General features: G+C 39.7%; 12 protein-coding genes. All 12 read right to left on the minus strand.

The window, feature by feature from the left end:
* Position 1 precedes the first annotated feature (1 nt).
* Positions 2-2,743: a heavy metal translocating P-type ATPase gene (locus tag ACH3O9_RS14515; protein WP_416441674.1), complete on the minus strand. Its 2,742-nt coding sequence runs from the start codon at positions 2,741-2,743 to the stop codon at positions 2-4.
* Positions 2,744-2,820: 77 nt separating this feature from the next.
* Complete coding sequence (locus ACH3O9_RS14520; protein WP_416441676.1) at positions 2,821-3,378, minus strand: helix-turn-helix domain-containing protein; 558 nt, start codon at positions 3,376-3,378, stop codon at positions 2,821-2,823.
* A 2-nt stretch (positions 3,379-3,380) separates the two neighbouring features.
* Positions 3,381-4,610, minus strand: a complete 1,230-nt coding sequence (locus ACH3O9_RS14525; protein WP_416441678.1) for a permease — start codon at positions 4,608-4,610, stop codon at positions 3,381-3,383.
* A 7-nt stretch (positions 4,611-4,617) separates the two neighbouring features.
* Entirely contained in the window at positions 4,618-5,175 is a 558-nt protein-coding gene (locus ACH3O9_RS14530) for an ion channel (protein ID WP_416441680.1), read from the minus strand.
* Positions 5,176-5,190: 15 nt separating this feature from the next.
* Entirely contained in the window at positions 5,191-6,690 is a 1,500-nt protein-coding gene (locus ACH3O9_RS14535; protein WP_416441682.1) for an FMN-binding glutamate synthase family protein, read from the minus strand.
* Between the two features lie 10 nt (positions 6,691-6,700).
* Positions 6,701-7,366 (minus strand): DUF2231 domain-containing protein, encoded by a 666-nt coding sequence (locus tag ACH3O9_RS14540; RefSeq protein ID WP_416441684.1) that lies wholly within the window; start codon positions 7,364-7,366, stop codon positions 6,701-6,703.
* 350 nt (positions 7,367-7,716) lie between these two features.
* Positions 7,717-8,169, minus strand: coding sequence for a heme-binding domain-containing protein (locus ACH3O9_RS14545; RefSeq protein ID WP_416441686.1), 453 nt, complete (start codon positions 8,167-8,169; stop codon positions 7,717-7,719).
* Complete coding sequence (locus ACH3O9_RS14550) at positions 8,170-8,760, minus strand: DUF3347 domain-containing protein (RefSeq protein WP_416441688.1); 591 nt, start codon at positions 8,758-8,760, stop codon at positions 8,170-8,172.
* A gap of 119 nt (positions 8,761-8,879) precedes the next feature.
* Positions 8,880-9,200: a four-helix bundle copper-binding protein gene (locus ACH3O9_RS14555; RefSeq protein WP_416441690.1), complete on the minus strand. Its 321-nt coding sequence runs from the start codon at positions 9,198-9,200 to the stop codon at positions 8,880-8,882.
* 55 nt (positions 9,201-9,255) lie between these two features.
* Complete coding sequence (locus tag ACH3O9_RS14560; RefSeq protein ID WP_416441692.1) at positions 9,256-9,459, minus strand: SHOCT domain-containing protein; 204 nt, start codon at positions 9,457-9,459, stop codon at positions 9,256-9,258.
* An 11-nt stretch (positions 9,460-9,470) separates the two neighbouring features.
* Positions 9,471-11,891 (minus strand): multicopper oxidase domain-containing protein, encoded by a 2,421-nt coding sequence (locus ACH3O9_RS14565; protein ID WP_416441694.1) that lies wholly within the window; start codon positions 11,889-11,891, stop codon positions 9,471-9,473.
* A gap of 67 nt (positions 11,892-11,958) precedes the next feature.
* Positions 11,959-12,525 carry a helix-turn-helix domain-containing protein gene (locus ACH3O9_RS14570; protein ID WP_277899745.1) on the minus strand — a complete coding sequence of 189 codons (567 nt, stop codon included), beginning with the start codon at positions 12,523-12,525 and terminating at the stop codon, positions 11,959-11,961.
* Position 12,526 lies beyond the last annotated feature (1 nt).

A 12,526-nucleotide genomic window follows, 5' to 3' on the forward strand; every position in this document is an offset into this window, starting at 1 on the left:
TTTAGTCGATGTTCGAACCTTTAAGCCTTAGGGAATTGGCAATGACAGAAACCGAACTGAAGCTCATTGCCAAGGCCGCAATCATTGGGGATAATAAAATGCCAAAGATTGGATAAAGCACGCCTGCGGCAATGGGAATTCCCAAGGTGTTATAAATAAGGGCAAAAAACAGATTTTCCTTTATGTTTTTCATAACCGCATCACTCAAATTTCTTGCTTTTACGATACCGTGCAAATCGCCTTTTACCAAGGTTATGGCCGCACTTTCTATGGCAACATCGGTGCCCGTGCCCATTGCAATGCCCACATCGCTTTTGGACAAAGCAGGTGCATCATTGATTCCGTCACCCGCCATTGCAATTACTTTGCCCTCGTTTTGCAATTTTTCCACTTCCTGTAATTTATTTCCAGGAAGCATCCCTGCCCTGAAATCGGCAAGGTTGAGTTCGTCGGCCACGGCTTGGGCGGTATCGTGGTTGTCGCCTGTAAGCATCACTACAGAAATTCCCTTATCCTGTAATTCTTTTATGGCCTTTGCACTGGTTCTTTTAATTTTATCACCGATGACCACATAACCAGCGGGCATACCGTTTATGGACAGATAAGAAACCGTTTTCCCCTGCTTTTGAAAAGATTGGGCTTCGTTTTTCATTTCTTCGGAAAGGGTGGAGTTTACCTGTTCCATCATTTTGGCGTTGCCCAATGCTACTTTTTTACCTTTTACGGTACCTTCTACACCTTTTCCAGTAACAGCATTGAAGTCATCGGCTTTTAATTCCGAAGTTTCGGGACCGATTTTTTGTTCTTCCGCGTACTTTACAGTAGCTTCCGCGAGCGGATGTTCGCTCAATTTGTTCAAGGAAACTATATATTGAAGCACTTCCTGTTCGGAAAAAGAATCATCGAAAGAACCTACTTTTTCTACCGTTGGTTTTCCCTCGGTAATGGTTCCGGTCTTGTCTATGATAAGGATATCTACCTTATCCATTTTTTCCAAAGCCTCTGCATTTTTGATTAGTACTCCGTTTTGCGCACCTTTGCCAACACCTACCATTACCGACATTGGGGTTGCCAATCCCAAGGCACAGGGACAGGCGATGATCAAAACCGCAATGGCATTGACCAAGGCATATACGTAGGCAGGTTCAGGCCCCCAAATTGCCCATACCGCGAACGTTAATAAGGCGATAAGCACCACTATGGGAACAAAATAACCCGAAACCGTATCGGCCAATTTCTGGATGGGCGCACGGCTGCGGCTTGCATCATTGACCATTTGGATGATCTGTGAGAGCAACGTGTCAGAACCTACTTTTTCGGCCTTCATCAAAAAGGATTGATTGCCGTTTATAGTCCCGCTGCTCACTTTATCGTCGGCGGTTTTGCTTACGGGAATGGGTTCGCCGGTGATCATAGATTCATCTACCGAGGTTTCCCCTTCGGTAATCACTCCGTCCACGGGAATTTTATCGCCCGGTTTTACCCGCAGGATGTCGCCCAGTTCGATTTTGTCGATAGCTACCTCTTGTTCTTGGCCATCAACGACCTTGATAGCTTTATTCGGTGCAAGCTTCAACAGTTTCTTGACTGCGGAATTCGTTTTGCTGTGCGCACGTGCCTCCAGCATTTGTCCCAATAACACCAAGGTCAGGATAACCGTAGCAGCTTCAAAATAAACGTGTACCGTACCGGCCTGCGTTTTAAATTGGTCGGGAAAAAAATCCGGTACAAACATCCCAAAGGTGCTGAACAGCCACGCGACACCGGCACCTATGCCGATGAGCGTAAACATATTGAGATTCCAGGTCACGATACTACGGTAAGCGCGTTCAAAAAACATCCAGGCGGCATAAAAGACCACGGGAAGTGAAAGCCCAAGCTGAATCCAGTTCCAGTATTTTAGTTCTAAAATATCATATAATGGATTATTGCTCAGCATTTCGCTCATCGCGATCAGAAAGATGGGCAAAGTGAAAGCAACCGCAATCCAGAATTTTCTGAGCAGTTTTTTATAGGTTTTTTCTTCTGAAGAAACATCGGGCTCCATAGGCACAAGATCCATCCCACAGATAGGGCAGCTTCCCGGTTTATCTTCTACAACTTCTGGGTGCATAGGGCAGGTCCATTGTTCAGAAGTTGTTGCGGAAAGACTTTGTTCTTTTACAAGATCCATCCCACATACAGGGCAATCGCCCGGTTTATCATAGGTCTTATCACCTTCGCAGTGCATTGGGCAGTAGAATGTTCCAGTACCATTTCCTTTGGGTTGTGGTTTTTGTTTTTCGGCTTCAGCATCTGGACGTTGCCCAGCTTTATAAATGGTGTAAGTATCGCCATCCTTTTTCAATGCTTCCTGAAAAGTTTCATAGGGAATGATGCTTTTCATATCAATTACAGCCTCTGCCTTTTTCAAGTCTACGTTTACGCCTAAGACGCCATCTACTTGCTCGAGTGTTTTTTCAACGTGCGACCTGCAACCGTTGCAGGTCATTCCATTGATAGGAAATGTGCGCGTTTTTATTCCGTTAGGTTTAATGGGATGGATGTGATACTTAGCTTTCTTCTCTTGGACTGCGTTTTCAAATTCTTCGATGTCTATGTTTTGCTCCATTTCAATGGTAGCGGTTTGGTTTTCAAAATCAATAGCTACAGCAGTAACCCCAGTAACGCCTGACAACGCATTTTTAACGGTTCTCAAACAACCAGTGCAGGACATTCCTTGTATTTGATATGTATGTTTCATTTTTCTAATTATTAAGGGTTGAATCGAGCAATATATCTATACCTTGAATTTCTTACTCTGATAATTCAGGTTAATTCTTATACAATTCTATCAAGCGTCTTGCGATTCCATTTTTGTAATTTCCTGTGTTGGGTCATCGACATACCCGTCATATTTTTGAATTGTTTTGCGAGATGGCTTCCGCTATTGCAACCCAAGGAATATGCTATTTCAGAAAAAGTCTTATTACCCATTTGCAATAGTTCTTTTGTTTTTTCCACTTTCAGTTTTATCAGATATTTTTCAACTGTAATTCCTGTTGAAGCGCTGAAAGACTTGATAATTACAGAGTAATCAACATTGAGTACATCAGAAAGAAAGGTGGACGTCTTTTCGTTTAAGCCTTGCAAGTTTTCGACTTTTTTTATCAAAGCTGTTTTGACATTCTCTATTAAAACGGAAGTATTACTATCAATTACTTCAAATCCATTGCGTTCGGCTATTTCTTTCAAAATACTTTTGCTAACCGATACTTCATCTAAAACAATCAATTCTCCCAATTCTAATGATAATATATTTATCCCTGCGTTTTCCAATTCTTGCTTGAGCACCATCTTACAGCGATCGCAAACCATATTTTTTAGTCTAACTTTCATAATCATTGAATTAAAAATTTCACAATTAGCCCGCTCGCAATCCAGATGTAACTGATAAAAGCCGCATATTTTAAAATGTTTTCGAGCAATTGGCTTTTAGGCGCCATTGCGCCCATTTTGCTTTTCACATCCTTCTTTTTGAAAAAACCCAGGTAGATCAAATACCCCGAAATTGCCAAAAAGACAAGGTTTAGATAAAATGTATAGTTTATTTTGAAATATTCGCTATCCTGCACCTTTATCTGCGATGGATCTGGTAACAGGCTCATCAGGTCAAAAGAATAGTGCAAAATGAGTGAGGCCCCTATCAGCGAAGTAAACAGAAGGAAAAGAATAAACAAGGACATCTTCCAACCATAGTATTTGGCATTGATCCTTAAAATTGGGAAAACGACCAGGTCGCTAAAAATAAAGGCCATTACCCCCGCAAAACTCACCCCTTTCCCGAAAAGCAATGCGGCCAAGGGGATGTTGCCCATAGAGCCTATGAAGGTTACAAACGCCGCAACGGGGCCTACGATGATATGTTCCAGGATTTCGAAAAACGAAAAGTCCGTATTTCCCTGACCGCTCCCAATAAAAAGGGTCTGAAACCACGCATCGGGTACAAAGGCCGCAACGATACCGGCAATGGTAAAGCCCACGGTAACATCTTTCCAGACCATCTGCCATTCCATCTTATATTTTTTACCCACTTTCGCCCAGCTGTCTTCTTTTTGCATCTGCTTCTTCCAATCTTTGGAATCATCCATTCCCGAACCTTCATCCTCCTTTTCGAGGTTTTTTCTTGCCTTATCAATAAGCTTTTTGGGGTTGATAAGCCGTATCAACATCCAACTGATCCCTATCAATAAAATTCCGCCGACATATTCGCCCACTACAAACTGCCATCCCAAAAAGATGGATATGATGATTCCTAATTCTATGACAAGATTGGTCGAAGCCAATAAGAAGGCTATGGATGAGATGAAACTCGCCCCTTTTTTAAAAAGGGACTTTGTACTTGCCAAGGCGGCAAAACTGCACGAACTGCTTATAAAACCGAAAAAAGTACCTAATAGAACCCCTTTAGATTCTGCACCGCCCATTGTTTTTTGCATCCGTTTTTCGGTCACGAAAATCTGGATCATACTGCTTATGATATAGCCCAGTACGAATGCCCACAACGCCATCCAGAAAAATCCGGTGGTGGTATAAGCAGCTTCGCCCCATTGTTTTAGAAAGTCGTTCATAATTATCTTATTTATTTTCGTTTATACGTATTTGATTAATATTGGCGATCCCGAATACAAGTACAAAAAACCTCAGCCCAACTTCTAACATTACCAAAGCCTTGGAAAGAACAGAAGTAGGCACAATATCTCCATAGCCAATCGAAGAAAAAGTTATGGTGCTAAAATAGAGGTGTTCATAAAAAATTTTAAAATCACTCATTCCTTTTTCAGAACTAACTTTGAAATTTTTAGCATCAAAAAATTGAAGCGAAGTAAAATCTAGGGCGAATGAAAAGATAATAAGGGTTATAAGTAGCCCGAATAAAATAAGAATATGGCTCAATAAATGACTTTGACCGATTATTTTCATTAATTGGTTAAAAGATAGCCTTATTATAAAAAATGTCTTAATGAACGCAAATATTAGGATTGACCTAGACAACCATTTGGAATCTCTAAACTGCGGTAGAAGCCAAAGACTCAAAATTGCAAAACCTGTAATGATTACTATAGTTGGTAATGCTTTTTTTAAAAGCTGGATATAAAAATCATTTTTATATTCTATGTCTTTAGAGTCACTCATCAATCAACTATGATATTAATTTTGAGGATTGAAAATATCTTCAAAAGATTTAATCTCGGTTTCACTTATTCTTTTGAAAATATTTCCTTTAGAGATTCCTTTTCTATCTTTTAATCCCATTGAGGTCAATATTTCCCTTAAGCCTTCAATGGTGTTTTTATGATAATTGGCTACTTTGTTTTTCTTATCCTCCACAACTAATGAGGCTACCCTCGAGGGATTCATAGTTGTAATCCCTGTGGGACAGGTATTCAGATTGCACTTTAATGATTGTACACACCCAAGTGCGAACATCATTCCTCGTGCACTATAACAAGCATCAGCTCCTAGGGCCAAGGTTTTATATAGATCAAAAGAGGATATGATTTTTCCTGCTGCAAGTATTTTAATATGTTCTCGTAGATTAAACTTAATTAAGGTTTTATTTACGAAGTGCAACGCTTCTTGCAAGGGAGTCCCTCCCCAATGCAAAGAATCCATATTAGCCGCACCTGAACCGCCTTCAGCGCCGTCAATGGCTATAAAATCTGGATAATCCTGCATTTCGACAAATATCTTTACCATTGCTTCAAACTCAGTTTTTTGCCCTATACAGAGCTTGATGCCAATTGGTTTACCATTGGAAAGTTTTCGTAATTTTTTAACAAATACAATTAACTCTTTAGTATTTCGAAAGGCACTGTGATTGGCAGGAGAATGAATTTCAGTATGAGCTTCTATTTCCCTGTACGTTGAAATTTCTTTTGTATTTTTTTTTGCAGGAAGTATGGCTCCAAAACCAGGTTTTGCTCCTTGGGAAATTTTTATCTCGACCATTTTTACCAGATCATTCTGTGCTATTTTAGTAAATTTATCAGGATCAAAATTTCCCTCCTCATTTCTGCACCCAAAGTATCCTGTGCCGAATTGAAAGATAAGATCAGCACCGTATTTCTGATGGTAGGGTGTTATTCCACCTTCCCCTGTATTTTGTGCGAATCCTGCTATTTTTGCACCTCCATTAAAGGCCAGGGTAGCGTTTTTGCTAATGGAACCATAACTCATCCCGCTTAGGTTTAAAATACTGGCGTTATATGGTTTACTACATTTAGGGCCTCCAATAGTTATTCTGAAATCATCCTGAATATTTGTAGAAGGAAAGGCTGAATGTAAAAACCATTCCCGTCCTAATTTTTCATAAGACAATTGTGTGCCAAAAGGTTGGCTCTTATTAGCGCCTGCGGCTCGTTTATAAACAATTTCTTTTTGAATCCAAGTAAAAGGTTGCCCTTCGGTACGGTTGAGCAAGAGGGTTTCTTGAACTACGTGGCGTTGCTCTTCCAAGAGATTTGTAATTCTGCCTAAAAGTGGATATGTTCTCTTAATGTTATCAGATTTTTGGTAGTAATCAATAAAGCCCAATCCTAATAAAGGCAAGGTAATTAAAGCTACCCACCATAATTTGGGTAACCAAGCAATGAATCCCGCTAATGCTATAACCATAAACAAGGCTGTAATTAAAAATACTTTTCTCATCTTTTTGTTTTTAACGGGAATGCCCTCCGTGACCTTCTTCGGCTTCATTACCCAGATAGTTGCCTTGTGGTCCCACACCTTCTATATAAACCAATTGGGAGCCATAATGCCCAGCCCAACCAACAGAATACCCTGAAAAGGCTAGTACCAAAAACACTAAAATCTCAAACCATCTTTTTTGCTTAAACCAGAAAAGGCTAACAAGTTTGAATAGAGCGGCCGCAGCACTGGACCACATCGCCCACATTGCATACTTATCGTGCTGTTCCAATACCTTTTTTGCGGTTTCGGTAAGTCCTTCGGTATGGGGATGTACAAAGTTACCGGCCACATAAGCTCCTATAAATCCTGCTCCAACTGTTAGCAATACCACCCAATCAATTGTCCGGTTCATTGTAAACAGTTGTATTAATTGCAATACAACGGCCAAAAGCAAAAGTACTATGGGGAAATGAACCACTAAGGGGTGCAGATTGGGGAATTCGTCCAAACTAGCTTCTGAGTCGTTTTGTAAGGTGGGAACAGAATTGCTTACACCCCTAGTTTCGAGGGCTTTCTCATCTTTTATTTCCGTCTTTGTATCTAAACTTGTGGAATTATTTGCGGCAAACGCAATTGTAAAAATCCCAACATAAGCTAACATCACTATGGTAAGAAATAGTTGTCTTGTTTTCATTTCTATGGTTTTTAATTAGTTTCCACTTAATTGGAGCAGTAAAGCACCAATAATGATAATGGCTACAATTCCATAAATGATATAGTTGAACCATTTTTTAAAGCCACTTTTCTTTTGTTCTCTTTCATTTCCCGTTTTACAACAATCTTTCATCGGCTTTCTTTTTTGTGCCTGCCAAGGGAAGGGACTTTTTAAAGGGTTAAATTAAGAATACCCTTCCCTAACAGGACTTTATTACCATCCCCGAAAAAGGAAAGTTCTAACTAACCAATCAATGAAAAAAACTCTTTCCTTTTTTCGGGTATAATTGTATTTATTTCATTTTTTGAACACCGTTTAAATTTTAAACTTTACAGCTTATTTTTAAGCTGGGTCATATATTTTAAGATGTCTTTTTTTTTCGATTCAGAAAATTTTGCATCCCTATGAATAAACGTGTAGGAGTCCAGCGGCATTTCATCGTCTTCAATCTGACTGATAATCGACCGAAGTTTGCTATTTTTTCTTCGGTCGGAATAATCTCCCCACTCGTTGAAATTCAGTTCGTCTTTCCCTTCTTCAATATGGTCTTCAAGAAACCAGGCCACCGGCTGTACCTTATTGTACCAAGGATATTTGGTGTTGTTGCTATGGCAATCATAGCAAGATACCTCTATCTTATTCTGTATCATCGGCGGCACCGTGTTCACCTCCATAAAATCGGTAGCATACTCGGCCTCGCTTTGATTGCGCTCTGTGGGGAAAAATTGGATCCCCACAAATGCAATCAGTAAGATCCACGCTATAGTCTTAAAAATTTTCAATTAATTGATCTCTTTCTGCATTTTTCCACAACCCGGCATTTTGCTGCCCATATATGGGTTTTTGATTTCTTCGGTACTGCTCAACCATTGCGCACCTTTGTTGTTATTGTACATCGGGCAAAAATCCTGATATAGCTTTTTACTTGTTCCTGTTATCGCTATCATATCGATCATATCTTTGCTCAAAATATCGAAATGTTCACGCTGGTGCTCCATAGGACTTTCTGAAATATGTTCCGCGTGTTCCGTGGCGTCTTCAATGATATCAGTCAACTCGCGCTGCTTGTCTGAAGAATATTTGCTTTTATCAAAATCTTTAAGGTCAGCCATCAGCATCCCGCCTGCTTCAGCTGCATCTTCTTGATTATCGGCTACCAGGGCATTTTTAATTTTAATGTAATTGGCGATAATTGCGGATGAACCTGCATTACTTGAATTATCGGCCATCATTTCAGACCCGGCATCTTCCTGATGCATTTCATCAGACATTGGTGCTGTGGCTCCGTCTTTTTTTCCGTCCTTACAGGACATTGTGGTTAGGGCAACTAATGCCATTGTTAAAATTCTCATTGTAATCTTTAATTTTTTCATCTTGATATTCTTTTAATTGTTCTTTGAAAACTTAATTTTTATCCCTCTTTTTAGGGTTTCTTTTGAACTGGGTTTATGATAATCTTCCCCTACTTAAAGGGGAAGATTATTAATTACATTTAGCTTAAATAAGCTTCACAGGCATCAGCGCATTTCTTACACGCGTCTGCACAGTCTTTACAATGCTGGGCATCGTGTTTCGCACACTCATCAGCACATTTTTTACAGGTTTTATGGCAGTATTCCACTATTTCTTTAGCATCTGAATAATTTGCGGCAAGCAGCTTTGCAGTTGCGCTGCATACTTCGGCACAAGCCCTGTCAGTTCTGATACAATCTACCATCATTTTGATGTCATCTGAATCCAGACAGGCATCTGCGCAGTAATTACAATGCGCAACACAGTTGTTCAATGCTTCGATCAAATTTGAATTTTTCATAGTGTTTAAAATTTAATTAATAATTGATTTAATTGTAAATTAAGGGCCTTTCATTTTAACCGCCTTTATCTTTTGATTGTAGGATTTCTTTATGCTCTAAATACTCTTCTTTGGAAATTTCACCCTTGGCATAGCGTTCATCCAAAATTTTTATGGCATCCTTTCGTTTTTTGGTCTTTTTTTTCTTCTTACCAGCATAAATAAATATGCAAAGGACTACTACCCCTAATAAAATCAGCCAATCCCATTCGTACATCATAACTTTTAATTTTAAAATCTTGCGGAAAGTCCGCCGCCAACACCAAAACGGTTATCATAACTACCCATCAGGGAAAAGTTCCTTCCCAAAATATATTCAAGGCCCACCTGCCAAGTAGTTTCTTTCTCATAATCCCTTCCGGGTTCAAAATCATTGACCCAGCCAAAATCAGCTTGATATTCATATTCCCCATAAAGTAGGACGTGGGGAAAGATCATCGTGGCTTTAGAAAAGCTAATCTGTGGTCGTAGCTTACTGTCTATCCTAAGATCGGCATTGATAAGCAGCGGCATTAAATATCGGATTCCACCTATGGCCGTGGTGTTGATCTCATCCAGACTATCATCCAGCTCGTTTTCAACGTTTACACCACCAAATACCCTGAAATAATCATTAAGGTATCGCTCATAGGTGGCTTCAACCTCCATATTCTTGTTCCATCCATATTCACCACGAAAAGTGAACTGGTTCCTTATATTGGTGGCCGTGGCATAAAGTTCCGTCATATGGCTTGCAGCTGTCAATTCACCCCAGGTAAATATGTGATCGGCTTCGTTGGTCAATTTAGTCAGCGGATATCCTTTAAGGCGTTTGTCGCGTGGTCCGTCATAACTGAAGACACGGGCCATACCCGCATTCAGGTGGTATAAAATGTGACAATGGAAAAACCAATCCCCCGTTTCGTTCGCATCAAACTCGATTACTACTTTTTTCATTGGCGGAACATCCACGGTATGCTTCAACGGTGAATAATCCCCATTTTTGTTCAGCACCCTAAAGAAATGCCCGTGCAGGTGCATTGGGTGGTGCATCATCGTAAGGTTGTTGAGTGTGATACGTACTACTTCCCCTTGTTTGATCTTGATCTTATCGGTTTCCGAAAGTGGTACACCGTTGATGCTCCAGACATACCGGTTCATATTGCCCGTCAGGTTAAAAAGCATCTCTTTTACGGGTTTGTCCCCTTCAAAAGTGGTTTTTACGGGAGATTTCAAATAATCATAATTGAACTGGGGATTTCCGCCAGTTTTCATATTATCGCCAATAACCTTATCGGCAGGGACAACATAGCCCATTTTCATCTCCATTTCATCCATATCTTTAATGGTATCCTTTTTCATCTCCCCATTTTTCATATCCATTCCTGCCTTGCCGGCAGGCGGGTTAGAATGATCCATTTGTGCAATCTTCGTGGAGTCTTTTTTCATTCCCTTCATTTTTCCTTTTTCCATTTTGTCCTTCATATCATCATCCTTCATATCCATACCGTCCATTTTCATTCCCCCCATATCCATACTGTATTTTTTCATCACTTTTATAGAATCGTTTTTTGAAGGATTGAATTTTGAAGCGGGTGCTCCCATTTTCATATCCATTGCCATCATCCTTTTCATATTTTCGATAAGATCGGGTTTGGGAACTACTGGAGCTTTTAGAATGCGGCCTTGCCCTAAATAGGCAGTGGCAAAACCAGAACCGTCCTGTGCCATTGCCCGAACTTCGAGTTTGCCATTTTCAGGAATGGTGACAATATAATCGTAGGTCTCGGCCACGCCAATTAGGGTTTTATTGTGCTTAACGGGTACAACGTCTTTCCCGTCGGCAGACACCAACATCGGGTCTTTACCACCAAAGGTTAACCAGAAATAAGAAGCTGCCGAAGCATTGACAAACCGCAACCGCACCTTTTCCCCGGGTTTAAAGTCTGGATATTCATTTTTGACCGCACCGTTAATAAAAAAGTTTTCATAGAAATTATCAGATATAGCGAAATCCGGCATCCGTTGCCAAATCATTTTTAGCTTGGCACCTACTGCTTTTTTCTTTATAATCTTATCCCAACTTTGGATTTGCCCTTTTTTGATCAAGTACCATTCATTCCCACGCTTTAGGTTTTTAAGCTGCGAGGCAGGATCTTCGTCCATCCAGTCTGATAGCACCAAGACCAAATCTTTATCATAGTCCAAGGTTTTTTCTTTTGGGTTGATCTGGATGGAGCCGTAAACGCCCCGTTGTTCCTGTAATCCGGTATGGGAGTGGTACCAGTACGTTCCGGTTTGCTTAATGGCAAATTTATATTGAAACGTTTCCCCTGGACGAATAGGAGGTGTAGAAAGGTAGGGAACACCATCATAAAAATTGGGCAAAATCATCCCGTGCCAATGGACGGATGTTTCCTCATCCATTTTATTGGTTACGTTGATTACCGCAAATTCCCCTTCGGTGAATACCAGGTTAGGCCCCGGGATCCCTCCATTTATAGTCATCGCTTTTACATCTTTCCCCGTAAAATTTACAGTTTCGTAATCGATAGTTAGATTATATTCGTGTACGGGCCAATTATCTACGTTCTCTTCGGAACCATTGGCGGTTTGTGCCTGTATGTTAGTAAGCGCTAACATTGCCAAAAATGGTATCAGTAGTTTTTTCATTAATGAAATTTTTAACTTAAAAATATTGTTTACTTTAAAATTATTGTTTAATAATTTTGGTTTATACTTATATAATTTGGTCTAATGAATTCCTAAAATTTTTTTCCATTGTTTTATATTCTGTGAGGCTCATTCCTGTTTCGGTCTTAAATTGGTTGCTTAAATGTGTTAGGTTGCTGTAATTTAAAAGCTGACTTATTTCCGTAAAATTGAGTTCCTTATAATGAATAAGCTCCTTTGCTTTTTCGATCTTCAGTTTGATGAAATATTTTTCAATCGTGATCTTCTCATTGTAGGAGAATATTTTGCTTATTTTGAAATAGTCGTGGTGTATTTCTTTTGAAAGTATCTCAGAAAGCTTCTCATTTCCGGCTAACGGTAACTTTTTTAACAGGTTGATCAATATTAATTTTGTTTGTTCAACCAGCTTGAAATTTTCGCCATCTATAATGTAAAACCCGTTCGATTCCACTACTTTTCTTATTGTCTTTTTCTCTTTATTGGTTTGAATATCGGCAGTTATTTCTCCCAATTTTACGTCTAAAACTTTAATGCTTTCATCTTTCAATTCGTTTTTTAAAACCTTGATACAGCGATCACAGACCATATTTTTTATGTAGAGTGTTGTTTTCATC

The organism is Leeuwenhoekiella sp. A16, assembly GCF_047946675.1.
GTDB lineage: Bacteria > Bacteroidota > Bacteroidia > Flavobacteriales > Flavobacteriaceae > Leeuwenhoekiella.

What these genes read in the sequence shown, in the direction of transcription:
- ACH3O9_RS14515 (WP_416441674.1), bottom strand. Translation starts at nt 2,743, where the DNA reads ATGAAACATACATATCAAATACAAGGAATGTCCTGCACTGGTTGTTTG.
- ACH3O9_RS14520 (WP_416441676.1), bottom strand. Translation starts at nt 3,378, where the DNA reads ATGAAAGTTAGACTAAAAAATATGGTTTGCGATCGCTGTAAGATGGTG.
- ACH3O9_RS14525 (WP_416441678.1), bottom strand. Translation starts at nt 4,610, where the DNA reads ATGAACGACTTTCTAAAACAATGGGGCGAAGCTGCTTATACCACCACC.
- ACH3O9_RS14530 (WP_416441680.1), bottom strand. Translation starts at nt 5,175, where the DNA reads ATGAGTGACTCTAAAGACATAGAATATAAAAATGATTTTTATATCCAG.
- ACH3O9_RS14535 (WP_416441682.1), bottom strand. Translation starts at nt 6,690, where the DNA reads ATGAGAAAAGTATTTTTAATTACAGCCTTGTTTATGGTTATAGCATTA.
- ACH3O9_RS14540 (WP_416441684.1), bottom strand. Translation starts at nt 7,366, where the DNA reads ATGAAAACAAGACAACTATTTCTTACCATAGTGATGTTAGCTTATGTT.
- ACH3O9_RS14550 (WP_416441688.1), bottom strand. Translation starts at nt 8,760, where the DNA reads ATGAAAAAATTAAAGATTACAATGAGAATTTTAACAATGGCATTAGTT.
- ACH3O9_RS14555 (WP_416441690.1), bottom strand. Translation starts at nt 9,200, where the DNA reads ATGAAAAATTCAAATTTGATCGAAGCATTGAACAACTGTGTTGCGCAT.
- ACH3O9_RS14560 (WP_416441692.1), bottom strand. Translation starts at nt 9,459, where the DNA reads ATGATGTACGAATGGGATTGGCTGATTTTATTAGGGGTAGTAGTCCTT.
- ACH3O9_RS14565 (WP_416441694.1), bottom strand. Translation starts at nt 11,891, where the DNA reads ATGAAAAAACTACTGATACCATTTTTGGCAATGTTAGCGCTTACTAAC.
- ACH3O9_RS14570 (WP_277899745.1), bottom strand. Translation starts at nt 12,525, where the DNA reads ATGAAAACAACACTCTACATAAAAAATATGGTCTGTGATCGCTGTATC.